This window comes from Streptomyces sp. NPDC048182 (genome assembly GCF_043202555.1).
Taxonomy (GTDB): Bacteria; Actinomycetota; Actinomycetes; order Streptomycetales; family Streptomycetaceae; genus Streptomyces.
Map to the genome: position 1 here is coordinate 271,814 of NZ_JBIDAQ010000009.1, position 25,627 is coordinate 297,440.

The window sequence follows — 25,627 nt, forward strand, 5'->3', positions numbered from 1 at the left end:
ACCACGCCTCACGCCTCAAAGGGACAAGGCTCAGCGGAACTCGGCCTTGCCCGGCCCCTCCTCGACGAAGCTGCGCATCCCGCGCTCCCGGTCCTCGGTGGCGAACAGCCCGGCGAACCAGGTGCGTTCCACGGCGAGGCCGGTCTCCAGATCGGTCTCCAGGCCGGTGTCGACGGCCTCCTTGGCGGCGCGCAGCGCGAGGGCCGGGCCCTTGGCGAGCGCGGCGGCCCAGGCGTGGGCCTGCTCGTAGACCTCGGCGGCCGGCACCACCCGGTCCACCAGGCCGAGCGCGAGCGCCTCGTCGGCGCGGACCTGCCGGCCGGTGAAGATGAGGTCCTTGGCCCGGGAGGGGCCGATCAGCCGGGACAGCCGCTGGGTGCCGCCGGCGCCGGGGATCAGGCCGAGCAGGATCTCGGGCTGGCCCAGCTTGGCGTTCTCGCCGGCGATCCGGAAGTCGGCGCACAGCGCCAGCTCGCAGCCGCCGCCCAGCGCGTAGCCGGTGACGGCGGCGACGACCGGCTTGGGGATGCGGGCGACGGCGGTGAAGGCGTCCTGGAGGTCGCGGGCCCGCAGCACCATGGCCGCGTGGTCCATGGCCTGCATCTCCTTGATGTCCGCGCCCGCCGCGAACACCTTCTCCCCGCCGTGGATCACCACGGCGCGCACGTCGGCGCGCCGGGTGACCTCCGCGGCGAGTTCCTTCAGCCGGTCCTGCGTGGCGGTGTCGAGGGCGTTCATGGGCGGGCGGTCCAGGCGCAGTACGCCGACGCCGTCCGCGACTTCGAGGTGTACGGTCATGCCGGCAGGTTAACGCGCGCTAACCCGCCGGCGGCCCGTCGGCGTCACGCCTTCCACTTCTCCCAGGACATGTTCCAGCCGTTGAGGCCGTTGTCGGGGGCGATGATCTCGTCGTGCGAGTTCTTCACCACGACGACGTCGCCGATCATGGAGTTCCTGAAGAACCAGGCGGCGGTGACGTCCTTGTCCCAGCCGCCCTTGACGTCGCGCAGACCGACGCAGCCGTGGCTGACGTTGCGGTTGCCGAAGGCGTCGCCGCCCCAGTAGTTGCCGTGGATGAAGGTGCCGGAGTCGGACAGGCGCATGGCGTGCGGGACGTCCTTGATGTCGTACTCGCCGCCGTAGCCGACCGTCTCGCCGTTCATCCGGGTCTCGGTGAACTTCTGGGTGATGACCATCTGGCCGTTCCAGGTCTCGTAGCCCGGGCCGCCGGTGGTGACCTTGACGGTCTTCAGCGGCTTGTCGTCCCGGACGACGCTCATGGTGAGCTTCTTGGCGTCGACGGTGGAGACCTGGCTGCGGCCGATGGTGAAGGAGACGGTCTTGTGCTGCTTGCCGTAGACCCCGTCGCGGCCCTCGACGCCGTCGAGGTCGAGGTCGACGGTCACCTTGGTGCCGGGCTTCCAGTACTTCTCCGGGCGGAAGTCGAGCCGGTCGTTGCCGAACCAGTGGCCGGCGACCTCCACGGCCGGCTCGGTCTTGACGCGGACGGACTTCGCGACGTCGGCCGGGTTGGTGATGCCCCGCGAGAAGCGGAGCGAGAACGGCATCCCGACGCCGACCGTGGAGCCGTCCTCGGGGGTGAAGGTGCCGGTGAAGGTGGACTCCGGCTTGAGCGTGGTGAAGCGGGAGTCCTTCGCCGCGCTGCGGCCCTCGGAGTCCTTGGCGACCGCGTGCACCGTGTAGGCGGTGTCGGCGGCCAGGTGGGAGGACGGCGTCCAGGAGGCGCCGTCCCCGGATATCTTCCCGTCGACCGCCGCGCCCTCGGCGTCCTTGACGGTGACCTCGGTCAGCTTGCCCCCCGCGGCGCCGACCTTGAGGGCGCCGCTGGTGTCGACGGCCTTGGCGCCGTCGGCGGGCGCGACGGTGACGGTCGCGGCGGAGCGGGCGCTCTGCGCGGTGGCGCCGCCCTTGCCGTCCTTGCCGCCGTCGCCTGACCCCGCGTCCGAGTCCCCGCCGCCGCATGCGGCTGTCGCCAACAGCGCGGCCCCCAGCACCAGGGCCGGCACCATGCGCCTGGCCCGCTTCACCGACGCCCCCGATATCGGTCGCACGTTCAAGACCTCTCCCCTGTCCGGGCCCGCCCGGGCCCCCGCCCCCGTGCGCCAACGTGCGCACTGGCGCATCGTAACCGCAGGCCAGGGGGGCTGGGTGCGGCGGAATTGTCACCGTTCCGTACCGAGTTGACGGTGCGGGGTCGGGTGCGGGTGCGTCGTGGTTGCTCGCGCAGTTCCCCGCGCCCCTAAAAGACGGGCGTCGGCGCCAACGGCCGCTTTTCAGGGGCGCGGGGAACTGCGCGACAAGCCACAGCGCTCCCGCACCCGACGACGAATCAGCGCACTGCACTGCCCGCCTTCCACCGCTTCCAGTCCATGTTCCAGCCGCTCAGCCCGTTGTCCGGCGCCACCGTCTTGTCGTTGCTGTTGACGACCTCGACCACGTCCCCGACCAGACTCCGGTCGAAGAACCACCCGGCCGGCGTATGCGCGCCCCCACCCTTCACGTCACGGAGCCCCACACACCCGTGGCTCACGTTGGCCCGGCCGAAGGTGTCGACCGGCGCCCAGTAGTTGCCGTGCAGGAACGTGCCGGTGTCGGTGAGGCGGATGGCGTGCGGGACGTCCGGGATGTCGTACTCGCCGCCGAACCCGACCGTCCGGCTGTTCATGCGGGTGACGTCGAGCAGCTCGGTGATCACCATCTTGCCGTTGTACGTCGGTGTCGCCGGCGCCCCCGCGGTGATCGGCACGGTGGCCAGCAGGGAGCCGTCCCGGCGGACCTCCATGGTGCGCTCGGCCGCGTCGACGAGGGAGACCTGGCTGCGGCCGACGGTGAAGGAGACGGTCTTGTCCTGGAGCCCGTACACCCCGGGCGCGGCCTGCACGTCCCGCAGGTGCAGGGCGACGGTCACCTTGGTGCCGGGCTTCCAGTACGCCTTCGGCCGGAAGTCGACGCGGTCCTTGCCGAACCAGTGCGGGCGGATCTCGGTGGCGGGCTCGGCGGTGACGGAGACGGCGCGCTCGACGGCGGCCCGGTCGGTGATCTCCCGGCTGAAGGCGAGGGAGACGATCATGCCGGTGCCGACGACGGAGCGGTCCTCGGGGGCGACGTAGCCGATGAAGCGCTCGGCGGGGACGTAGGTGGTGAAGGTGGTGTGCCGGGCGGAGCGGCGCCCGCGGCCGTCCACGGCGACGGCGTCGACCGTGTACTTGGCGGCGAGCGCGAGGCGCGCCTCGGCGGGCTCCCAGCGCCGGCCGTCCTCCGTGACCCGTCCGGCCACCTCGGTCTCCCGGGCGTCCTGCGAGCGGACCACCCGCACCGACTCCAGGTGCCCGTCGGCCACCTTCACCGAGAGCGCCCGCCCCGGCGGGACCGCCCGGCTGCCGTCGTCCGGCGTGACGCGGATGACGTCCTCGGCGGTGCGCGGCGCGCCGAACACCCCGCTGATCCCGCCGCCGCCCCCGGAGCCGACCGCGTCGCAGCCGGCGGCCCCGGCGAGGAGTCCGGCCCATGTCAGTGCGGCGGCCAGTGCGGCGCCCGCGCGCCGTGCGCGCCCATGTACGTGCCTCACATCCCTCCACAACGACCCATCCGCCCTGGGGAAACGTGAGTGCGAGCCGCGCTCTGGGCAGAACTCTGGGGAGGAGCAGGCGAGGGGGAGCGGCGGCCGGGACGCCGTGCGCCCTTCTTCAGGCACTTCCAGGCAGGTCAGGGAGTTCCACGAGCCGCAGGAGGCTGACAGGTGTCCAGCGCAGCCGAGCAGGAGGCGGTGGCCGGTGAGCAGGCCGCCGAGGACGGGCGCCCCGCCGTGGTGACGGGTGGGCGGCGCCGCGCCGCGCCCCCGCCCGCCGCGCCCGCGTGGCCGGGTACGGCGGTGCCGCTCGGCGCCCGGTACCGGGACGGCCCGGTGGGCGAGGCGGGCACCAACTTCGCCCTGTGGGCGGGCGGGGCCGAGGCCGTCGAGCTGTGCCTCTTCGACGAGCGGGGCACGGAGAGCCGGCGGCGGCTGACCGAGCTGACGCACGAGATCTGGCACGGCTTCGTGCCGGGCGTCGGCCCCGGGCAGCGCTACGGCTTCCGGGTGCGCGGCCGCTGGGACCCGTGGACCGGCGCCCGGTGGAACCCGGCGAAGCTGCTGCTCGACCCGTACGCCCGCGCGGTGGACGGCGACTTCGCGCTGCCCCCCGAGGTGTACGGGCATGTGCGGGACTGGCCGGAGCAGCACGTGGCGGACACCGTGCGCGACGACCGGGACTCGGCGCCCTTCGTGCCCAAGGGCGTGGTCGTCCACGACGACGACGACTGGTCGGACGACCACCGGCCCAAGACGCCGTGGGCGGACTCGGTCATCTACGAGCTGCACGTGCGCGGCTTCACCAAGCTGCACCCCGGCATACCCGAGGAGCTGCGCGGCACCTACGCGGGCCTCGCCCACCCGGCGGCGATCGAGCACCTGACGCGGCTCGGCGTGACGGCCGTGGAGCTGCTGCCGGTGCACCAGTTCGCGCACGAGGACCACCTGCTGCGGCGCGGCCTGAAGAACTACTGGGGCTACAACTCCATCGGCTACTTCGCCCCGCACGCCGGCTACGCGGCCAGCGGCACCACCGGCGGGCAGGTCGGCGAGTTCAAGCGGATGGTGCGCGCGCTGCACGCGGCCGGCATCGAGGTCATCCTCGACGTGGTCTACAACCACACCGCGGAGGCCGGCGAGCTGGGCCCGATGCTCTCCCTGAAGGGCATCGACAACCGCGGCTACTACCGCCTCCAGCCGGACGCCCGCCGGTACGCCGACTACACCGGCTGCGGCAACACCCTGAGCGTGGTGCAGCCGCACGTGCTGCGCCTGATCACCGACTCGCTGCGGTACTGGGTCACCGAGATGGGCGTGGACGGCTTCCGCTTCGACCTGGCGGCGGCGCTCGCCCGCTCCATGCACGACGTCGACATGCTCTCGCCGTTCCTCGCGGTGATCGCCCAGGACCCGGTGCTGCGCCGGGTCAAGCTGATCGCCGAGCCCTGGGACGTGGGCTCCGGCGGCTACCAGGTGGGCGCCTTCCCGCCGCTGTGGACGGAGTGGAACGACCGCTACCGCGACGCCGTACGGGACTTCTGGCGGCACGCGCTGCCGGACGTGCGGGAGATGGGCTACCGGCTGTCCGGCTCCAGCGACCTGTACGCCTGGGGCGGGCGCCGCCCGCAGGCGTCGGTCAACTTCGTCACCGCGCACGACGGCTTCACCCTGCGCGACCTGGTCAGCTACGGGCGCAAGCACAACGAGGCCAATGGGGAGGGGAATCGGGACGGCAGTGACGACAACCGGTCCTGGAACTGCGGGGTCGAGGGCGAGACCGACGACGCGGATGTGCTGGCCCTGCGGCGGCGGCAGTTGCGCAACCTGCTCACCACCCTGCTGCTGTCGACCGGCGTGCCGATGCTGGTCGCCGGTGACGAGATGGGCCGCACCCAGCGGGGCAGCAACAACGCCTACTGCCAGGACAACGAGATCAGCTGGGTGGACTGGAGCCTGCTGGACGACCCGGGCTGGCGCCAGTTGTGCGAGCTGACCGGGCGGCTCATCGCGCTGCGCCACCGGCACCCGGTGCTGCGCCGCCGGGCCTTCTTCTCCGGCCGCCCGCACTCCGCGGACGGGCTGCGCGACCTGGCCTGGTTCACCGCGCGGGGCACGGAGATGACCGAGCGGGACTGGTACGCGCCGGCCGCCACGCTCGGCATGTACCTCTCCGGGCGGGACATCCCGGGGCGGGACGAACGGGGGGCGCCGATCGTCGACGACAGCTTCCTGGCCGTCCTGCACGCCGGGGACCGGCCTGCCGAGTTCGCGCTGCCGGGTGCGCCGTGGGCGCGGGAGTACGAGGTGGTGGTGGACACCGGCGGGGAGGAGCAGGCGACGGCGCCGGGGACCGTGCACCGGGCCGGGGCGCCGATCACCGTGCCGGCGCGGACGGTGCTGCTGCTGCGGGTCAGCAGCTAGGGGGTCAGCAGCTAGGGGGTCAGCCGAGGATGCCGCGGTCGTAGCCCACGGCCACCGCCGCGGCGCGGTCGTTGACGCCGAGCTTGGCGTACAGGTGGGTGAGGTGGGTCTTGACGGTGGCCTCGCTGACGAACAGCTCGCGGGCGATCTCCCGGTTGGAGGTGCCCCGGGCGACCAGGGCGAGCACCTCCCGCTCGCGGGTGGAAAGCTGGTCGTTGGCGGCGGCGGGGGCGCGTACGGCCGAGACCAGCCGGGAGGCGACGGCCGGGGAGAGCACCGTACGGCCCTCGGCGGCGGCGCGGACGGCGGTGAACAGCTCGTCGCGCGGGGCGTCCTTGAGCAGGTAGCCGGTGGCGCCGGCCTCGATCGCGGGCAGCGTGTCGGTGTCCGTGTCGTACGTGGTCAGCACCAGCACCCGGGCGCGGGCGCCGCGCCGGGCCAGCTCGCGGATGGCGTCCACGCCCGGGCCGCCCGGCATGCGCAGGTCCATGAGGATCACGTCCGGGTCGAGCGCGAGGGCCCGCTCCACCGCGGCCACGCCGTCCGCCGCCTCGCCGAGGACGGTGAAGCCGGGCGCGGACTCGAACATGCCGCGCAGGCCGTCGCGGACGACGGGGTGGTCGTCCACGATGAGCAGGGTGATGGGCGCGGGGTCGGTCGCGGGTCCGTCGGGCAGGGCGTCATCCGTCATGGCGCACCAAAGGTACGCGAGCCGAGACCGCCGTGCCGCCGCCGGGCTCGGACTCGACGGTGAGGGAGCCGGCGATGCGCTCGGCGCGGGCCCGCATGCCGTCCAGGCCGAAGCCGCCGGCGCGGGTGCGGGCGGGGACGGCGACCGGGTCGAAGCCGGTGCCGTCGTCGCGGGTGTCGAGGCTGACCTCGTCGCCCATGAAGGAGAGGGTGACCCCGACGCGGGTGGCGCGGGCGTGCCGGGCGGTGTTGGAGAGGGACTCCTGGGCGATCCGCAGCAGCGTCGCCGACACCTCGTCGTGCAGCTGCTCGGCGGTGCCGGTGACGGTGAAGTCGGCCCGCACGCCGGTGCGTTCGCCCCACTCGGCGACGGTACGGCGCAGCGCCTCCGGCAGGCCGGTGTCCGTCAGGGCGACGGGGGCGAGGTTGTGCACGGAGCGGCGGGCCTCGCCCAGGCTGTGCCGGGCGAGGGTGGCGGCCCGCTCCAGATGGGTGCGGGCGATGTCCAGGTCGGGGGCGTTGGCGACGACCTGGAGCTGGGCGATGATGCCGGTCAGCCCCTGGGCGAGGGTGTCGTGGATCTCGGCCGCCAGGCGCCGGCGCTCGTCGGCGACCCCGGCCTCGCGGGCCTGCACGAGGAGCTGGGCCTGCAGGGCGGCGTTCTCGTCGAGGGCCTGCTGCAGGGCGGTGTTGGTGCGCTCCAGTTCGGCGATGGTGGCGTCCTGCTCGACGGCCCGCAGCTGCTCCTGCTCGGCGAACCGGGTGAACACGCCGACCAGGCCGACGTTGGCGGCGAGCACCACGACGAAGCCGCACCACAGCACCAGGCCGCGCGGCGGCATGCCGCCGATCTCGCTGCCCGCCATGGTGATCGCGGTCAGGCACAGGCCGGGCAGCACCAGGCGGCGGGGCAGCCGGCCCGCCGTGTAGTAGCCGGCGACGGCGTAGAAGGCGAAGAAGGGATTGAGCCAGGTGAGGACGAAGGCGAGCGCCCAGCGCAGGAGGTAGTGGCAGGCGTTCGCCCGCCCACGCGGCGGCCACCCGGGCTTGCGCCGCGCCCGCACCGCCTCCAGGACCACGGCGACGACCACCAGGGCGAGCGCCACCCAGATCTCGGTCCGGGTCATGCCGACCACCGCCGCGGAGCCGGCCGACGTCAGCACGCCCACGCCGAGCAGGGCCCAGGGCCCCCAGTCGTCGAAGGTGGCCCGGCCCGGCTTCCAGGGGGTGCGGGCCACGTCGGTGTCGGTCATGCGTCCAGTCTCCGGCACGTACCGCTCACTCCCAGCGGAACCAGCGCGCGGCCCCGGCGGTCAGCAGCACCGTCCAGGCGGCGAGCACGGCCAGGTGCGTCCAGCCCGGCCAGTCCCCCGCGGCGGCCCGGCCGAGGGCCTGGGCGGCGGCGCCGAACGGGGTGTAGCCGGTGATCCGGGCGAGCACGTCGGGCATGGCCTGCACGGGCACCCACAGGCCGGCGCAGAACATCATCGGGAAGAGCACCGCGCTGCCGACCGCGCCGGCCACCTTCGTGGTGCGGGACAGCGCCGAGACCACCGCGCCGAGGGCGAGGGCGACGGCCACGGCGAGCAGCAGGGCGAGCGCGTAGCCAGCGCCCTGCTCGGGCAGCCGCACGCCGAAGGCGAGCCGGCCGACGGCGAGGGCGAGCACCGCCGAGGCGAGAGCGGCGCCCGCGAAGACCACCATGTGCGCGGCGAGCAGGGCGGCGGGGCGGACCGGGGTGGTGGACATCCGGCGCAGGATGCCGCGTTCGCGGTAGCCGGTGAGGACCTGCGGCATGCTCTGGATGCCGCCGAGGATCATGCCGAGCAGCACGGCGACCGGCACGTAGGTGTCGACCAGGCGGAGGCCGCCGAGGGAGTCGTCGTGCTCCCGGAAGGACGGGATCGAGCCGAGGATCACCAGCAGCAGGGTGGGGAACAGCACGATCCAGAAGATCGCGCCGGGCTCGCGGCGGAAGAGGCGGGCCTCGGTGCGCAGGACGGCGGGGTCGAAGGCGGTGGCACTGGCACGGGTACTGGTACTGGCGCTCATGAAGCGGTCTCCGTGAGGTCGGTCTGCGTCAGGTCGAGGAAGGCGTCGTCCAGCGTGGCGTCGGTGACGCGGAGCTGGTGGGCGGTGATGTGCCGGCGGGCCAGCAGCGAGAGGAGCGCGGTCACGGTCGCGTCGGTGCCGGACAGCGTGAGCCGGCCCTCCTTGTGCGCCACCGACGCCAGTTCGGGCAGGGCGCTCAGCTCGGTGCCGTCCAGCGGCGCGGACGGCGTGAAGGTGATGACGGTGGCGCCCGCCGAGCGGCGGATCAGGCCCTCGGGGGTGTCCAGGGCGGCGACCCGGCCCCGGTCGATCACGGCGATCCGGTCGCAGAGCCGCTGCGCCTCCTCCATGAAGTGCGTGACGAGCAGCACCGTGACCCCGCCCGCCCGGACGTCCTCGATGAGCTGCCAGGTGTCGCGGCGGGCGCGCGGGTCGAGCCCGGTGGTCAGCTCGTCCAGGACCACCACCCGGGGGTTGCCGATCAGGGCGAGCGCGATGAACAGGCGCTGCTTCTGGCCGCCGGACAGCTTGGCGAACCGGGTGGTCAGCCTGCCGGTCAGGCCGAGCCGTTCGGCCAGGGGGCGCCAGTCGGCGGGGCGCGGGTAGAAGGAGGCGTACAGCTCCAGGGCCTCTCGGACGGTGAGCTTGGCCTGCAGCTCGCTCTGCTGGAGCTGGGCGCCGAGGACGCGGGTGACCTCCTCGTGGTCGGCGACCGGGTCGAGCCCGGTGACCCGGACCCGCCCGGCGTCGGGGACGCGCAGCCCCTCGACGCACTCGACGGTGGTGGTCTTGCCCGCGCCGTTGGGGCCGAGGACGCCGAAGATCTCGCCCTCCTCGACGGCGAAGGACACCCCGTCGACGACGGGCCGGCCGCCGTAGGACTTGCGCAGTCCGCTGACTTCGATGACGGGGGTGGCTGACGTGGTTGGCATGGCTCAAGACTCCCGGTGGCCGGGGCGCCGGCGCATCGGCCGACGCGCTCGCGCCGGCATCGTCCGATCGGTTGATGCGCCGCTACGACCGGGCGGCGTCCGGCGTCGTCCGGGCGGCCGAACGCGCAGGTCGTAGGACCAGCGGCGGAGCAGGGTCCGGCCGAAACTCGGTGGGCGGCGCGGGCGGCGGACCGTAGGCTCGCTGCCGATGTCCACTACACCCACACCCCCCGAGGGCCGCTCCGCCGTCCGCACCCTGCTGCGGCTGTGGCCGTACGTGCGGCCGGTGCGGGCCCGGTTCCTGACCGCCGCCGCCACCGCCGTCCTGGCGTCCTGCATCGGGCTGGTCATCCCGCTCGTGCTGAAGTGGCTGGTCGACGGGCCGGTGGCGGACGGGGACCCGGCGGGGGTGTGGCTCGGGGCGCTGTACCTGCTGCTGCTCGGCGTCGCGGAGGCGCTGCTGTTCGGGCTGCGCCGGTGGCTGGTGGCCCGGCCGCTGTCGCACGTCGAGGCGTCGATGCGGGCGGACCTCTACCGGCACCTCCAGCGGCTGCCGGTCGCCTTCCACGACCGGTGGGCCTCCGGCCAGTTGCTGAGCCGGGGCACGACGGACCTGATGCTGCTGCGGATGTTCCTCGCCTTCCCGCTGACGTTCCTGCTGGTCAACGGGGTGACCATCCTGGTCGGCGTCGGCATCATGCTGGTCCAGGACGTCACCCTCGGCCTGGTGGTGCTGGGCCCCGCCGTGCCGGTGGTGATCACCTGCGCGCTGTTCGAGAAGAAGTACTCGGCGGCGGCGCGCCGGGCGCAGGACCAGGTCGGCGACCTGACCACGGTGGTGGAGGAGAGCGTCCTCGGCATCCGCGTCGTCAAGGGCTTCGGGCGTCACCGCAGCCAGGCCCGCGCCTTCGCCGACCTCTCGCGCACCCTGCGCGGCACGGAGCTGCGCAAGGCGCGGCTGCTCGCGGCGATCTGGACGGTCATCGTCACCCTGCCCGAACTGGCCGTCGGCGCCGCCCTGGTGGTCGGCGCGGTGCGGGTGGCCGACGGTCAGCTGTCGGCGGGCACGCTGGTCGCCTTCCTGTCCACGGCGCTCGCGCTGCGCTGGCCGGTGGAGTCCATCGGCTTCCTGCTGGCGATGAGCCAGGAGGCCGCGACGGCCACCGAGCGGTACTTCGAGGTCCTCGACGCCGAGCCGGAGGACGCCGGGGGCACCACCCCGCCGCCCCGCCCGGCCCCGGACGGCGACGGGCTGCGCTTCCACGGCGTCCGGTTCCGCTACCCCGACGCTCCCCCGGACTCCCCGCCCCTCCTCGACCACGTCGACCTGCACATCCGCACCGGCGAGTCGGTGGCCCTGGTCGGCGCCACCGGCAGCGGCAAGACCACGCTGACCGCGCTGGTGCCCCGGCTGCACGAGGTGACCGGGGGCCGGATCACCCTGGACGGCATCGATGTCACCGCCCTGCCCCGCGAGGAGCTGCGTGCCCTGGTGGCCGTGGCCTTCGAGGAGCCGACGCTGTTCTCGGCGGAGGTCGGCGAGAACGTCCTGATGGGCGCGGGTCCCGACGCCGGCGAGGACGAGCTGGCCCGGGCGCTGGCCGTCGCGCAGGCCGGCTTCGTCGACGCGCTGCCCGAGGGCGCCCGCACCCAGGTCGGCGAGCAGGGCCTCAGCCTCTCCGGCGGCCAGCGGCAGCGCCTCGCGCTGGCCCGGGCGGTGGTCGGCGCCCCGAGGTTCCTCGTCCTGGACGACCCGCTGTCCGCCCTTGACGTGCATACGGAGGCCGCGGTGGAGGCCGCGCTGCGCCGGGTCCTCGCGGACACCACCGCCCTGATCGTGGCCCACCGCCCCTCCACGGTGCTGCTCGCCGACCGGGTGGCCCTGCTCTCCGGCGGCCGCGTCACGGCGGTCGGCACGCACCAGGAACTCCTGCGCACCAACGCGGAGTACGCCCATCTGATGTCGGGGCGGACACCGGACGAGCCCGTGAAGGAGGACGCCCGATGACGGCCACCACGTCCGCCCCCGCCGCCCCCGACGACGAACGGGACCGGCCGCCCGGCCGAGGCCCCGGGACCCCCGCCCCGGACGACGTCTTCGACCAGGACCTCCTCCCCAGCCCGCCCGGCGCCACCGGCGCCCTGCTGCGCTCCCTCCTCGCGCCGATGCGGGGCCGGGTCGTGCTCACCGCCGTCCTGCTGCTCCTCCAGCAGGCGGCCGTGCAGGTCGGGCCGCTGCTCGTGGCGTACGCCATCGACCGCGCGGTGCCCGCGCTGCGCGACGGCGACCACGGCCCGCTGATCGCGGTCGGCGCCGGCTACCTGCTGTGCGCGCTGGCCGGCGGCGGCCTCCAGTACGCCTTCACCGTCGCCTCCGCCCGGGTCAACCAGGACGTGCTGCTCGACCTGCGCGGCCAGATCTTCCGGCACGCCCAGGCGCTGAGCGTCGACTTCCACGAGCGCTACACCTCGGGCCGGCTCATCTCCCGCGCCACCACCGACGTGGAGTCGCTGCGCGAGCTGCTCAGCGAGGGGCTCCAGGAGCTGCTCACGGTCGTGCTGTCCTTCGCGTACATCTCGGCGATGCTGCTCTGGCTGGACCTCGGCCTCGGCGCGGTGGCGGTGGCCTCCTTCGGGCCGCTGTACGCGCTGGTGCGGGCCTACCGGCGGCGGGCCGGGCGGGCGTACCGGGAGCGGTCCACGGCGATCGCCTCGGTGATCGTGCGGTTCGTGGAGACGATGAACGGCATCCGCCCGGTGCGCGCCTTCCGCCGGGAGGCCGCGAACGACGAGGCGTTCGCCGGGGTCAACCGGGTGCACGAGCGCAGCAACGGCGACGCGCTCCTGGAGATGGCCCGTTACGTGGTCGGCTCCCGGCTGATCGCCAACACCGCCGTGGCCGGCATCGTGCTGTGGGGCGCCTACCGGGTCGCCGACGGCACCCTGGCGCTCGGTGTGCTGGCCGCGTCGGTGCTGTACCTGCGCCGGCTGTACGACCCGATCGACCGCCTTGCGATGTTCCTGAACTCCTACCAGTCGGCGGCGGCCTCCCTGGAGAAGATCGCCGGGCTGCTGGCCCAGACGCCGTCCGTGCCCGAGCCGGCCGCCGCGCGCGAACTGCCCCCGCCGGCCACCGCGCTGCCCGGCCGCGAGGTCGTCTTCGACGCGGTCCGCTTCGCCTACCGCACCGGCGGCGAGGTGCTCCCCCGCTTCGACCTGACCCTCCCGGCCGGCCAGACCGTCGCGGTGGTCGGCGCGACCGGCGCCGGCAAGTCGACGCTGGCCAAGCTGCTCGCCCGGTTCTACGACCCCACGGAGGGCCGGGTGCTGCTCGACGGCACCGACCTGCGCGACCTCGCCGTGCCCGAACTGCGGCGCGGGGTGGTGATGGTGACGCAGGAGGCGTTCCTGTTCTCCGGCACGGTCGCCGACAACATCGCCATCGGCCGCCCGGAGGCGACCCGCGAGGAGATCGAGGCCGCCGCGCGGGCCATCGGCGCCCACGACTTCATCGCCGCGCTGCCCGACGGCTACGACACCGACGTCCGCAAGCGGGGCGGCCGGATCTCCGCCGGACAGCGCCAACTGGTCGCGTTCGCGCGGGCGCTGCTCGCCGACCCGGCGGTGCTGATCCTGGACGAGGCGACCAGCTCCCTCGACGTGCCCGGGGAGCGGGCGGTGCAGCGGGCGATGGCGACGGTGCTGAAGGGGCGTACGGCGGTGGTCATCGCGCACCGCCTGTCGACGGTGGAGATCGCCGACCGGGTCCTTGTGATGGCCGGCGGCCGGATCGTGGAGGACGGCGCACCGGCCGAACTGATCGCCGGCACGGGCCGGTTCGCCGACCTGCACCGCGCCTGGCGGGACAGCCTGGCCTGAGACGGAGGAGACGCGGGTGATCGACGCCTACGAGGACCCCGGCACGCCCGACGAGCGTGGCGGCCTCGGTTACCTCTGGTGGCTGGTGCGGCGGCAGTGGCGGCGCTGCGCGGCCGGCGCGCTGCTGGCCAGCGCCTGGATGGTGCTGCTCGCGGCGACGCCGTACCTGATGTCGCGGGCGGTCGACGAGGGGCTGACCACCGGCGACCTCGGGGCGCTGGCCGGCTGGACCGGCGCGCTGGTGGCGGCGGGCGCGGTCAACGCCTGGCTCGGCCTGATGCGGCACCGCACCATGACCCGGGCCCGCCTCGACGCCAACTTCCGCACGGTGAAGGTCGTCCTCGACCACGCGGTGCGGCTGGGGGCGGTGCTGCCGCGGCGGGCGGGCGCCGGGGAGGTCGTCACCATCGGGGTCGGCGACGTGCAGGCCATCAGCACCGCGCTGACCGTGGTGGGCCCCGGCGTCGGCGCGGTCGTCGCGTACACCACCGTGGCGGGGCTGATGCTGTCGGTGTCGGTGCGCCTCGCGGTGGTGGTGCTGCTCGGGGTGCCGGCGCTCGCGGTCGTGGTGGGGCCGCTGATGGGGCGGTTGCAGGGCCGGGAGGCGGAGTACCGGGAGTTGCAGGGCGTGCTGACCGAGCGGATCGGCGACCTGGCGGGCGGGCTCCGGGTCCTCGGCGGCCTGGGCGGCAAGGGCCTGGTCGCGGACGCCTTCCGCCGGGACTCGGGGCGGCTGCGGGAGCAGGGGTACCGGGTGGGGGCGGTGACCAGCTGGATCCAGGCGCTCGGGGTCGGGCTGCCGATGCTCTTCCTGGCGGTGGTGACCTGGCTGGCGGCGCGACTGGCCGCCGAGGGGCGGATCAGCGTGGGCGAGCTGGTGTCGGTGTACGGCTATGTCATCGCCCTGAACTGGCCGGTGGCGTTCTTCATCGAAGGGGGCCACCAGTGCAGCCGGGGCCTGGTGGCCGCCCGGCGTGTGGTGGCCTTCCTGCGGATCGCGCCCGAGGACCCCGCAGGCGCCCTGGAGCCGCCCGCCGAGCCGTCGGCGCTGTACGACCCGGAGTCGGGCGTGCGGGTGCTGCCGGGCCGGCTGACGGTGCTGGCCGGCGCCCGGCCCGCGGACGCGGCGGCGGTCCTGGACCGGCTCGGGCGGTACGCGCCCTCCGACGTGACGTGGGGCGGCGTCCGGCTCGACGCGGTGCCGCTGCCCCGGGTGCGGGAGCGGATCCTGGTCGCCGACCCGGAGGCCGACCTGTTCGCGGGGCCGCTGCGCGAGGTGCTGGGCGGCGCGGACGGGGCGCCGCTCGGTCAGGCGGTGCGGGCCGCCGCCGCCGAGGACGTCGTACGGGGGCTGCCCGACGGCCTGGACACCCCGGTCACCGCGCAGGGGCGCAGCCTGTCCGGCGGGCAGCGCCAGCGGGTGCGGCTGGCCCGGGCGGTGCTGGCCGGCCCCGAGGTGCTGCTCGCGGCGGAGCCGACCTCGGCGCTCGACGCGCACACCGAGGCGCTGGTCGCCGACCGGCTGCGCGCCGCCCGGGCCGGCCGCACGACGGTGCTGACCGGCACCTCCCCGCTGGTCCTGGACCGCGCGGACGTCGTGCACCACCTGGTCGACGGCAAGGTGGCGGCGACCGGCACGCACCGCGAACTCCTCGGCGCCGAGCCGGGGTACCGGGCCCTGGTCGCGCGGGACGCCGACACCGACGTGCGGGAAGGGGCGGCGCGATGACGGCGCCGGACGCGCTGCCGGTCGCCGGGCGGGCGGAGGTGCGCCGGGCGGCGGGGCGGCTGGTACGGGCCGACGGGCGGGCCTTCGCGCTGGTGTTGGCGCTGAACGCGCTGGCCGCGCTCTTCGGGCTGGCCGGCCCGTGGCTGCTCGGGCGGATCGTGGACGAGGTGCGGGCCGGGGGCGGGGCCGGCGCCGTGGACCGGCTGGCGTTCGGCATCCTGCTGTGCGCGCTGGCCCAGCTGCTGCTGGCCCGCTGGGGCCGGTACGCGGGGCACCGGTTCGGCGAGCGGACGCTGGCCCGGGTGCGGGAGCGGTTCGTGGAGCGGGCCCTCGCGCTGCCCGCGTCGGTGGTGGAGCGGGCCGGCACCGGGGACCTGACGACCCGGGGCACCGCCGACGTGACGACCGTGGGCACCACGCTGCGCGACGCGGGCCCGGTGCTCCTGGTGGACGGCGTGCAGGCCCTCTTCCTGGCCGGCGCGGTATGCGCCCTGGACTGGCGGTTCGGCGCGATCGGGCTGCTGGGCCTCACCCCCGTCGCCTGGGCGGTGCGCCGCTACCTGCGCCGGGCCCGCGACGCCTACCTCGCCGAGGGCGCGGCCACCTCGGGCGTCGCGGAGGTCCTGGCGGCCACGGCGGCGGGGGCCCGCACGGTGGAGGCGTTCGGGCTCGGCGCCCGGCGCGTCGCCGCGAGCCGCGCGGCCCTGGACGCCTCGCTGCGCACCCGGCTGCGCACGCTGCGGCTGCGCAGCGAGTTCTTCCCGGTGGTGGACTTCTCCTACGTCGTCCCGGTGGCCGGCGTGCTGCTGGTGGGCGGGGCGCTGCACACCCACGGCGCCATGAGCGTGGGCGCGGTGGTGACCGGCGCGGTCTACCTCCAGCAGCTCGTCGGGCCGCTGGACGAGGTGCTGATGCAGGTCGAGCAGGTGCAGAGCGGCAGCGCCTCCTTCGCCCGGGTGGAGGGGCTGGCCGGCGCCCCGCGCGGGGCGGGCGGGGAGTCGGCGGCGCCGGTGGACGACCGGATCGAGGTGTCCGGGGCGCGCTACGCCTACGACCGGGGCGGCGAGGTGCTGCGCGGGGTGGACCTGACGGTGCGGCCGGGCGAGCGGCTTGCGGTGGTCGGCCCCTCGGGCGCCGGCAAGACCACGCTGAGCCGGCTCCTCGCGGGCGTGGACGCGCCGACGGCGGGCTCGGTGACGGTGGGCGGGGTGCCGGTGACGGCGCTCGGCCCGGAGCGGCTGCGCCGCCAGGTGGTGCTGGTGACCCAGGAGCACCACGTCTTCCTCGGCACGGTCCGCGACAACCTGCTCATCGCCGAACCGGCCGCCGCCGACGAGGCGTTGTTGGCCGCGCTGGCGGCCGTCGGCGCCGACGCGTGGGTGCGGGAGCTGCCGGACGGGCTCGGCACCGCGCTGGGCGGCCGGGACGGCCTCGCCACCGACGGCTCGCAGGCCCAGCAGCTCGCCCTGGCCCGGGTGGTGCTGGCCGATCCGCACACCCTGGTGCTGGACGAGGCGACCGCCCTGCTCGACCCGGCGACCGCCCGGCACACCGAGCGCGCGCTGGCCGCCGTGCTGGCCGGCCGCACGGTCGTCGCCGTCGCGCACCGGCTGCACACGGCGACCGACGCGGACCGGGTGGCGGTGATGGAGGACGGCCGGCTGACCGAACTCGGCACCCATGAGGAGCTGGTGGAAGCGGCCGGGGCCTACGCGGCGCTGTGGCGCTCGTGGCACGGTGGAGCACCGCCCGCCGGGGCCGCCCGCGGGCCGTCGGCGGGACCGGTCGCCGACTGACCGGACGGTCGGCGGCCGGCCCCGGATCGGCGAAGACGGCCGCTCCGTATATCGGACCTGAACGCCCGGACAACGAACCGTTTCCGGCCAACTTCCTGACGCGCTCCTGACAGGACCGGCCGCCGCCTGCCACTCTTCCCACGGCCGCTTCACAGCGTCCCCACAGGTTCCCCAAAGGTGCCGTGCGGCGGCCGGCTCACAGCACATCCAGCACCTGTTCTCTGCGTACCGCCCGTAGTGCCCGGCCGGCCCACCCGCCGCCCGGTCTCCCCTGGTCGCGCAACCCGCGACCGCGCAGAAGGAGTCAGTGTTGAGCAGCAGTTCTCCCCACAGACGCACCCCCCACACCCACAAGGCCGCGGCCGTCGCCCTGGCCGGGGTCGCCGCGCTGATCGCCACGGCGGTCCAGTCCGGCGCCGCCACCGCCGCGCCCGCCGCCTCCCCCGTGCCCGGCGCCCAGTCGGTGCAGCTCACCCCGGCCCAGCGCGCCGGGCTGATCGCCGACGCGAACGCCGGCACGGCCGACACCGCCCGCGACCTCGGCCTCGGGGCCAAGGAGAAGCTGGTCGTGCGGGACGTCGTCAAGGACGCCGACGGCACCCTGCACACCCGCTACGAGCGGACCTACGACGGCCTGCCCGTCCTCGGCGGCGACCTGGTCGTCACCACCGACGGCACGCGGACCGAGGGCGTCGTGAAGGCCACCTCGCAGCGGATCGCCCCGGCCACCCTCACCCCGGCGATCTCCGCCGCCAAGGCGCAGGCACAGGCCCTGACGGCCGCGAAGGCCGCCGGCGCCGCGAAGCCGGCCGCCGACCGCGCCCGCAAGGTGGTCTGGGCCGCGAGCGGCAAGCCGGTCCTGGCGTACGAGACGGTGGTGGGCGGCCTCCAGGAGGACGGCACCCCCAACGAGCTGCACGTCGTCACCGACGCCGCCACCGGTGCCAAGCTCTTCCAGTACCAGGGCATCGAGAACGGCACCGGCAACACCATGTACAGCGGCACGGTGACGCTCGGCACCGCGCAGTCGGGGTCGACGTACACGCTGACCGACACCACCCGCGGCAACCACAAGACGTACAACCTCAACCACGGCACCTCCGGCACCGGGACGCTCTTCTCCGGTCCCGACGACGTGTGGGGCAACGGCAGCCCGTCCAACCTGGAGACCGCCGCCGCCGACGCCCACTACGGCGCCGCGCTGACCTGGGACTACTACAAGAACGTCCAGGGCCGCACCGGCATCCGCGGCGACGGGGTGGGCGCCTACTCCCGCGTCCACTACGGCAACAACTACGTCAACGCCTTCTGGGACGACTCCTGCTTCTGCATGACCTACGGCGACGGCTCGGGCAACACCCACCCGCTGACCGCCATCGACGTGGCCGGGCACGAGATGACGCACGGCGTCACCTCCAACACCGCGGGGCTCAACTACAGCGGCGAGTCCGGCGGCCTCAACGAGGCCACGTCCGACATCTTCGGCACGGCGGTCGAGTTCTACGCGAACAACTCCTCCGACGTCGGTGACTACCTCATCGGCGAGAAGATCAACATCAACGGCAACGGGACACCGCTGCGCTACATGGACAAGCCGAGCAAGGACGGCGCGTCCAAGGACAACTGGTACTCCGGCATCGGCTCGATCGACGTGCACTACTCGTCCGGGCCGGCCAACCACTTCTTCTACCTGCTGAGCGAGGGCAGCGGCACCAAGGTCATCAACGGTGTCACCTACAACTCGCCCACCGCGGACGGGCTGCCGGTCACCGGCATCGGCCGCGCCAAGGCGGAGAAGATCTGGTTCCGCGCGCTGAGCACGAAGTTCACCTCGACCACCAACTACGCCGGGGCCCGCACCGGCGCCCTCGCGGCCGCCGGTGAGCTGTACGGCACCACGAGCACCGAGTACAAGGCGGTGCAGGACGCGTTCGCGGCCATCGCGGTCGGCGCCCGCTCGGGCGGCGGGGGCGGCGGCACCTCCTTCGAGAACACCGCCGACGTGGCCATCCCGGACAACGGCGCGGCGGTCACCTCCTCGGTCACCGTCACCGGCCGCACCGGCAACGCCCCGTCCAACCTCCAGGTCGGCGTGGACATCGTGCACACCTGGCGCGGTGACCTGGTGGTCGACCTGGTCGGCCCGAGCGGGACCTCGTACCGGCTGAAGAACTTCAGCTCCTCGGACTCGGCGGACAACGTGGTCCAGACGTTCACGGTGAACGCCTCCTCCGAAGTCGCCAACGGCACCTGGAAGCTCAAGGTGCAGGACCAGGCGGCCCAGGACACCGGGTACATCAACTCCTTCAAGCTGACGTTCCCGTAAGGCCCGCGCGGGCCCCTCGGTCAGGGCGCCGTCCCGGTGGATCCGTTCCCCGGGCCGGCGCCCTCCCCACGCCCGGGGCGGTTCTTTGCCAAGCCCATACGGCCGCCTGGTTGCGCTTTTGCCGAGGTCACGCCGGTTCACGCGCCCGCAACATTCACCGGAGCGTCGACTTTCGGCCAACGTCGATCACCCCTGATGACATGTACGCGCCCCTGGTGCCACTCTTCCGTCACCCGCCGCACAACTTCGCTCAAACTCCGGCCGGACACCCCAGCCGACCGGACCCCCACCGAAGGAGCTTGTGTGTCCCCCCTGTTCTCGCGCCACAAGCGCACCACGCTGGCCGTCGCCACCGCCGTCGCCGCCGGCGCCCTGCTCACCACCGGCCTGACCGCCGGCAGCGCCACCGCCGGGCCGCGCCCGCTGCCCGGCGCCGCGCCCCTCCTCCTCTCGGACTCGGCGCGCACCGCGCTGATCCAGGAGCAGCAGGGCGCCGCGGCCTCCACCGCCCAGGAGATAGGTCTCGGCGCGCAGGAGAAGCTGGTCGTCAAGGACCTCGTCCGCGACGTCGACGGCAGCACGCACACCCGCTACGAGCGCACCTACGCCGGACTGCCCGTCCTCGGCGGCGACCTCGTCGTGCACCAGAACAAGGCCGGCGCCACCCAGGGCGTCACCAGAGCCGTGACGGCGAGCATCAAGGTGGCCACCACCACCCCGAAGGTCGCCGCGAAGAAGGCCGAGCAGCAGGCCCTGAGCGCCGCGAAGGCCGCCGGGTCGGACAAGACCGCGGCCGACTCCGCCCGCAAGGTGGTCTGGGCGGCCGACGGCAAGCCCGTCCTCGCCTACGAGACCGTCGTCGGCGGCCTCCAGGACGACGGCACCCCCAGCGAGCTGCACGTCGTCACCGACGCCGCCACCGGCGCCAAGCTGCACGAGTGGCAGGGCGTCGAGACCGGCACCGGCAAGAGCCTGTACTCCGGCACGGTCACCCTCGGCACCACCAAGTCGGGCTCGACCTACCAGCTGTACGACACCGGCCGGGGCGGCCACAAGACGTACAACCTGGCGCACGGCACCTCGGGCACCGGCACCCTGTTCACCGACGCGGACGACGTCTGGGGCACCGGCACCGCCTCCAGCTCCGCCACCGACCAGACCGCCGCGGTGGACGCCGCCTACGGCGCGCAGGTCACCTGGGACTTCTACAAGAACACCTTCGGGCGCAGCGGCATCAAGAACGACGGCAAGGCCGCCTACAGCCGGGTGCACTACGGCAACAACTACGTCAACGCCTTCTGGCAGGACAGCTGCTTCTGCATGACCTATGGCGACGGCTCGGGCAACAACCACCCGCTGACCGCGCTGGACGTGGCGGGGCACGAGATGAGCCACGGCGTCACCGCGGCCACCGCGAAGCTCAACTACAGCGGCGAGTCCGGCGGCCTGAACGAGGCCACGTCCGACATCTTCGGCACCGGCGTGGAGTTCTACGCCAACACCGCCGCCGACCCCGGTGACTACCTCATCGGCGAGAAGATCAACATCAACGGCAACGGGACGCCGCTGCGGTACATGGACAAGCCGAGCAAGGACGGCGCGTCCAAGGACTACTGGTCCTCCGGCATCGGCGGCGTGGACGTCCACTACTCCTCCGGCCCGGCCAACCACTTCTTCTTCCTGCTCTCCGAGGGCAGCGGGGCCCGGACCGTCAACGGGGTGAGCTACAACTCGCCGACCTACAACGGCTCCACGGTCACCGGCATCGGCCGCGCCAAGGCGCTGCAGATCTGGTACAAGGCGCTGACCACGTACATGACGTCGACGACCAACTACAAGGCCGCCCGCACGGCGACCCTGAACGCGGCCTCGGCGCTGTACGGCTCCACCAGCACCGAGTACAAGACGGTCGCCGCGGCCTGGACCGCGATCAACGTCAACTGACGCGACACCGGCATGCGGGCGGCCCCCGGGAACGGACTGTTCCCGGGGGCCGCCCTACTCTTGGTGCCCATGTCCTTCACGTACGACGACGTCGGCGCCACCCGGGAGCAGGGCCACTGCCCGCCCGGCTTCCGCGCGATGCGGGTCCGCACCCGCATCGGCGAGGGCGAGGAGGTCTTCCGCCGGGCCGCCGAGGCCGTGCTGACCTGGGAGATGCACCGGGAGATGGGCGTCGGGATCGACGCGGGCGGCGCCGACCGCGCCGCGCCCGGCGTCGACGTCACGGTCACCCTGGCCGGCCTGATCAAGGCGCCCTGCCGGGTGGTCTGGACGGTGGCGGAGGGCCGCCGCGCCGGCTGGGCGTACGGGACGCTGCCCGGGCACCCGGAGTCCGGCGAGGAGGCGTTCGTGGTGGACCGCACCGGGGACGGCACGGTCTGGCTGACCGTGTCCGCCTTCAGCCGCCCGGCGAAGTGGTACGCGAAGGCCGGCGGCCCCGCGGCCCGCGCCTTCCAGCACGCCTACGCCCGCCGCTGCGGCACGGTGCTGCGCCGCCTGTCCGGCGGCGACGAGGAGGACTGAGCCCCGTCGCCGCCGGGCGGGCCGGCGGTCAGCGCAGGTGCAGGCCCGCCGCCTGGAGCAGCTCGTCGGACGGCACCGCCACCAGGCCCACCTCCGCCGGTGAGGCCAGCAGGCCGTGGGCCGGCAGGATGCGGACCGTGTAGCCGAACGGCCCGGTGCGGTCGAGGGCGAGCGGACCCTCGTAGGCCCAGCGGCCCTCCAGGTCGGGCCCGCCGGCCGGCTTCAGCGGCACCGTCGCGGCGTCGGTGATCCGGTCCTCGGAGTCCACCCGCCCGGAGACCGCCTGCACCTCGACGTCCTCGGGCGCGAGGTCCCCGAGGCGCACCCGCACTCGCAGCGAGAGCGAGGTGCCCAGCTCGGCCTGGGCCGTCGCGGCGGACGTCTCCACATGGTCGACGCTCACCCCCGGCCAGGCCGCCCGCACCCGGCTCTTCCACTCCGCGAGCGCCCGGGCGGCGTCCGGGTCCATCGCGCGGGCCGCCTCGGCCGCCGGGGTGTACAGCCGCTCGACGTACTCGCGCACCATCCGCCCGGCCAGCACCTTCGGGCCGAGCAGGCTGAGCGTCTGGCGGACCATCTCGATCCACCGGTCGGGCAGCCCGCTGCCGCCCCGCTCGTAGAAGCGCGGGGCGACCCGCTGCTCCAGCAGGTCGTACAGCGCCCCGGCCTCTATGGCGTCGCGCCGGTCGGGGTCGGTGCCGTCGCCGTCGGCGGTGGGGATGGCCCAGCCGAAGTCGGGGCGGAACCACTCGTCCCACCAGCCGTCGAGCACCGACAGGTTGAGGCAGCCGTTGAGCGCCGCCTTCATGCCGGAGGTGCCGCACGCCTCCAGCGGGCGCAGCGGGTTGTTCAGCCAGATGTCGCAGCCCGGGTAGAGCTTCTGCGCCATCGCCATGCCGTAGTCCGGCAGGAACACGATCCGGTGCCGCACCCGCGGGTCGTCCGCGAACCGCACCAGCTCCTGCACCAGGCGCTTGCCGCCGTCGTCCGCCGGGTGGGCCTTGCCGGCCACCACGATCTGGACGGGTCGCTCCGGGTGCAGCAGCAGCTCCCGCAACCGGTCCGGGTCGCGCAGCATCAGGGTCAGCCGCTTGTACGACGGCACCCGCCGGGCGAACCCGATGGTCAGCACGTCCGGGTCGAGGACGCCGTCGATCCAGCCCAGTTCGGCCGTGCCGGCGCCGCGCTGGCGCCAGGAGGCCCGCAGCCGCTCGCGCACCTCGGTCACCAGCTGCTCGCGCAGGGTGCGGCGCAGCTCCCAGACCTCCTGGTCGGGGATGTCGGCGACCGCGTCCCAGCGCTCGGAGGCGCCGGTGGTCAGCGCGTCCTCGGTGCGCTGCACGCCGAACTGCCGGGCGCCGAGCCGGAGCACCTCGGGGGCGACCCAGGTCGGCGCGTGCACGCCGTTGGTGACGGAGGTGATCGGCACCTCCTCGGCGTCGAAGCCCGGCCACAGCCCGGCGAACATCTCGCGGCTGACCCCGCCGTGCAGCAGGGAGACGCCGTTGGCGCGCTGGGCGAGGCGGAGGCCCATCACGGCCATGTTGAACAGGTTGTCCTCGCCGCCGGGGTAGGTCTCCCGGCCGAGGCGCAGGATGCGCTCCACGTCCACGCGCGGGAGTTCCGCGTCCGGCCCGAAGTGCCGGGCGACCAGCTCGCGGTCGAAGCGGTCGATGCCGGCCGGCACGGGGGTGTGCGTGGTGAAGACGGTGCCGGACCGCACCGCCTCCAGGGCCGGGTCGAACTCAAGGCCCTGGTCGGTGAGTTCCGCGATGCGTTCCAGGCCGAGGAAGCCGGCGTGGCCCTCGTTGGTGTGGAAGACCTCCGGCTCGGGGTGCCCGGTGAGCCGGCAGTAGGCGCGCACCGCGCGGACACCCCCTATGCCGAGCAGCATCTCCTGGAGCAGCCGGTGCTCGCCGCCGCCGCCGTAGAGCCGGTCGGTGACGCCGCGTTCGCCGGGGTCGTTCTCCTCGACGTCGGAGTCCATCAGCAGCAGCGGCACCCGGCCGACCTGGGCCAGCCAGATCCGGGCCCGCAGCTCCCGGCCGCCGGGCAGCGCGAGGGCCACGTGGGCGGGGGTGCCGTCGGCCTCCTTCAGCAGGGTGAGCGGCAGTTCGTGCGGGTCGAGGACCGGGTAGTGCTCCTGCTGCCAGCCGTCCCGGGAGAGGGTCTGGCGGAAGTAGCCGTGCCGGTAGAGCAGGCCGACGCCGATCAGCGGCGCGCCCAGGTCGCTGGCGGCCTTCAGGTGGTCGCCGGCCAGGATGCCGAGTCCGCCGGAGTACTGGGGCAGGGCGGCGGTGATGCCGAACTCGGGGGAGAAGTAGGCGACGGCGGCGGGCAGCCGGGCGCTCTGCGCCTGGTACCAGCGGTCGCCGGTCAGGTAGTAGTCCAGGTCGTCGGCGGCGGCGGTCAGCCGGCGCAGGAAGCGGCGGTCCTCGGCCAGTTCGGCCAGCCGGGCCGGCGGCACGGTGCCGAGCAGCCGCACCGGGTCGCGCCCGCAGGCGGCCCAGCACTCGGGGTCGACGGACTGGAACAGGTCACGGGTCTCCGCGTGCCAGGACCAGCGCAGGTTGCGCGCCAGGTCGCTGAGTGGTCGCAGGGGGTCGGGGAGGACGGGACGGACGGTCAGTCGACGGATCGCCTTCACATTCCACCTCAACGCGTCGGTTCGGTAGGACGAGTGGACGAGGCGCACGTCACCCCGTCCCGCACGACGTTACCGGCGTCGGGACATCCCCCGTGCGGAGACGCTCCGCAGAGTTCACCGGCCCGATACGAAGATCGGTCCACGATCCGGAACTGGCCGGGTTAAGTTGATTGCGGGGGCGGCTTCCGGGAAGGCGTGCCGACGGGGCGGGCTAAGTCGACGTACGCGCGAGTAGTCAACGGAGTTCCGGATTGCCCACCCGAGGAGTGTGGGAAGGCTCCTGCGGTACACCCCACAGGTAGACCCGCGGGACCCACCTCCCCAAGAGTCATCCGCCCGCACTAGTTGACGCGGACAGGAGCGGTCATGCCCGCCACGCACCACTCGTCAGCACGTCCCGCACGCGGCACCCGCGCGCAGGCGTCCAAGAAGACGTCCAAGAAGGACGCCGGTCCGCCGGCCGCGCCCGCCCGGGGCGCCACGGCCGTCGGCCGGATACCCGTCCTGGACGTCCGCCCCGTCGTGCAGGGCGGCCGGCGGCCGGCCAAGGCCGTCACCGGCGAGACGTTCGAGATATCGGCCACCGTGTTCCGCGAGGGCCACGACGCGGTCGCCGCCAACGTGGTCCTGACGAGCCCTCAGGGCAAGGCGGGACCCTGGACGCCGATGCGCCTGCTGGCCCCCGGCACCGACCGCTGGGGCGCGACGGTCACCGGCGGCGAGCCGGGGCTCTGGTCGTACCGGGTGGAGGCGTGGGGCGACCCGGTCACCACCTGGCGGCACCACGCGGGCATCAAGATCCCGGCGGGCATCGACACCGAACTCGTCCTGGAGGAGGGCGCGCGGCTCTACGAGCGGGCCGCCGCCGACGTCCCCCGCAGCGCGGACCGGCGCCCCCTGCTGGCCGCCGTGGACGCCCTGCGCGACGAGAGCCGCCCGGCCGCCTCCCGGCTGGCGGCGGCGTTGACGCCGCAGGTGGACGCGGTCCTGGCCCGGCACCCGCTGCGGGAGCTGGTCACCACCTCCGAGCCGCTGCC

At 74.2% G+C, this 25,627-nt stretch carries 17 protein-coding genes; 9 read left to right on the forward strand and 8 right to left on the reverse strand.

What is annotated here, in order from left to right:
• Positions 1-30: 30 nt before the first annotated feature.
• The 3 genes from ACGFZL_RS19955 to ACGFZL_RS19965 all read right to left on the reverse strand — a co-directional run bounded on the left by ACGFZL_RS19955 (position 31) and on the right by ACGFZL_RS19965 (position 3,589).
• Entirely contained in the window at positions 31-798 is a 768-nt protein-coding gene (locus ACGFZL_RS19955) for an enoyl-CoA hydratase/isomerase family protein (protein WP_393693296.1), read from the reverse strand.
• 44 nt (positions 799-842) lie between these two features.
• Entirely contained in the window at positions 843-2,078 is a 1,236-nt protein-coding gene (locus ACGFZL_RS19960) for an Ig-like domain-containing protein (RefSeq protein ID WP_393693298.1), read from the reverse strand.
• Between the two features lie 272 nt (positions 2,079-2,350).
• On the reverse strand, positions 2,351-3,589 hold the full coding sequence (locus ACGFZL_RS19965) for an Ig-like domain-containing protein (RefSeq protein ID WP_393693300.1): 1,239 nt from the start codon (positions 3,587-3,589) through the stop codon (positions 2,351-2,353).
• A gap of 171 nt (positions 3,590-3,760) precedes the next feature.
• Between ACGFZL_RS19965 and glgX the strand changes: the two genes are divergently transcribed.
• Positions 3,761-6,013: a glycogen debranching protein GlgX gene (glgX, locus tag ACGFZL_RS19970; protein ID WP_393693302.1), complete on the forward strand. Its 2,253-nt coding sequence runs from the start codon at positions 3,761-3,763 to the stop codon at positions 6,011-6,013.
• A gap of 19 nt (positions 6,014-6,032) precedes the next feature.
• On the opposite strand, the gene ACGFZL_RS19975 is transcribed toward glgX, so the two are convergent.
• The 4 genes from ACGFZL_RS19975 to ACGFZL_RS19990 are packed head-to-tail and all read right to left on the reverse strand — an operon-like array spanning position 6,033 to position 9,687.
• Complete coding sequence (locus ACGFZL_RS19975) at positions 6,033-6,704, reverse strand: response regulator (RefSeq protein ID WP_393693304.1); 672 nt, start codon at positions 6,702-6,704, stop codon at positions 6,033-6,035.
• The gene (locus ACGFZL_RS19980) at positions 6,694-7,956 is read right to left on the reverse strand and encodes a sensor histidine kinase (protein ID WP_393693307.1); all 1,263 of its coding nucleotides are present in this window, start codon (positions 7,954-7,956) and stop codon (positions 6,694-6,696) included. Before ACGFZL_RS19980 ends, ACGFZL_RS19975 begins: the two co-directional genes overlap by 11 nt.
• Positions 7,957-7,981: 25 nt before the next feature.
• Positions 7,982-8,755 (reverse strand): ABC transporter permease, encoded by a 774-nt coding sequence (locus tag ACGFZL_RS19985; RefSeq protein ID WP_393693309.1) that lies wholly within the window; start codon positions 8,753-8,755, stop codon positions 7,982-7,984.
• The gene (locus ACGFZL_RS19990) at positions 8,752-9,687 is read right to left on the reverse strand and encodes an ABC transporter ATP-binding protein (protein WP_393693311.1); all 936 of its coding nucleotides are present in this window, start codon (positions 9,685-9,687) and stop codon (positions 8,752-8,754) included. Before ACGFZL_RS19990 ends, ACGFZL_RS19985 begins: the two co-directional genes overlap by 4 nt.
• Before the next feature lie 208 nt (positions 9,688-9,895).
• On the opposite strand from ACGFZL_RS19990, the gene ACGFZL_RS19995 reads away from it, so the two are divergent.
• From ACGFZL_RS19995 to ACGFZL_RS20025, 7 genes are all read left to right on the forward strand, one after another.
• Positions 9,896-11,695 (forward strand): ABC transporter ATP-binding protein, encoded by a 1,800-nt coding sequence (locus ACGFZL_RS19995; RefSeq protein WP_393693313.1) that lies wholly within the window; start codon positions 9,896-9,898, stop codon positions 11,693-11,695.
• On the forward strand, positions 11,692-13,566 hold the full coding sequence (locus ACGFZL_RS20000; RefSeq protein WP_393693315.1) for an ABC transporter ATP-binding protein: 1,875 nt from the start codon (positions 11,692-11,694) through the stop codon (positions 13,564-13,566). Before ACGFZL_RS19995 ends, ACGFZL_RS20000 begins: the two co-directional genes overlap by 4 nt.
• Positions 13,567-13,582: 16 nt before the next feature.
• The gene (locus ACGFZL_RS20005; RefSeq protein ID WP_393693317.1) at positions 13,583-15,295 is read left to right on the forward strand and encodes an ABC transporter transmembrane domain-containing protein; all 1,713 of its coding nucleotides are present in this window, start codon (positions 13,583-13,585) and stop codon (positions 15,293-15,295) included.
• Positions 15,292-17,091, forward strand: a complete 1,800-nt coding sequence (locus ACGFZL_RS20010; protein WP_393693319.1) for an ABC transporter ATP-binding protein — start codon at positions 15,292-15,294, stop codon at positions 17,089-17,091. Before ACGFZL_RS20005 ends, ACGFZL_RS20010 begins: the two co-directional genes overlap by 4 nt.
• A gap of 310 nt (positions 17,092-17,401) precedes the next feature.
• Positions 17,402-19,417 carry a M4 family metallopeptidase gene (locus ACGFZL_RS20015; RefSeq protein ID WP_393693321.1) on the forward strand — a complete coding sequence of 672 codons (2,016 nt, stop codon included), beginning with the start codon at positions 17,402-17,404 and terminating at the stop codon, positions 19,415-19,417.
• Positions 19,418-19,720: 303 nt separating this feature from the next.
• Positions 19,721-21,361: a M4 family metallopeptidase gene (locus ACGFZL_RS20020; protein WP_393693323.1), complete on the forward strand. Its 1,641-nt coding sequence runs from the start codon at positions 19,721-19,723 to the stop codon at positions 21,359-21,361.
• Between the two features lie 69 nt (positions 21,362-21,430).
• Entirely contained in the window at positions 21,431-21,943 is a 513-nt protein-coding gene (locus ACGFZL_RS20025; protein ID WP_355176033.1) for a DUF1990 domain-containing protein, read from the forward strand.
• 28 nt (positions 21,944-21,971) lie between these two features.
• On the opposite strand, the gene ACGFZL_RS20030 is transcribed toward ACGFZL_RS20025, so the two are convergent.
• Positions 21,972-24,590, reverse strand: coding sequence for a glycosyltransferase family 1 protein (locus ACGFZL_RS20030; RefSeq protein ID WP_393693326.1), 2,619 nt, complete (start codon positions 24,588-24,590; stop codon positions 21,972-21,974).
• 366 nt (positions 24,591-24,956) lie between these two features.
• Between ACGFZL_RS20030 and ACGFZL_RS20035 the strand changes: the two genes are divergently transcribed.
• A partial coding sequence (locus ACGFZL_RS20035; protein ID WP_393693328.1) for a maltotransferase domain-containing protein occupies positions 24,957-25,627 on the forward strand: 671 nt, incomplete at its 3' end.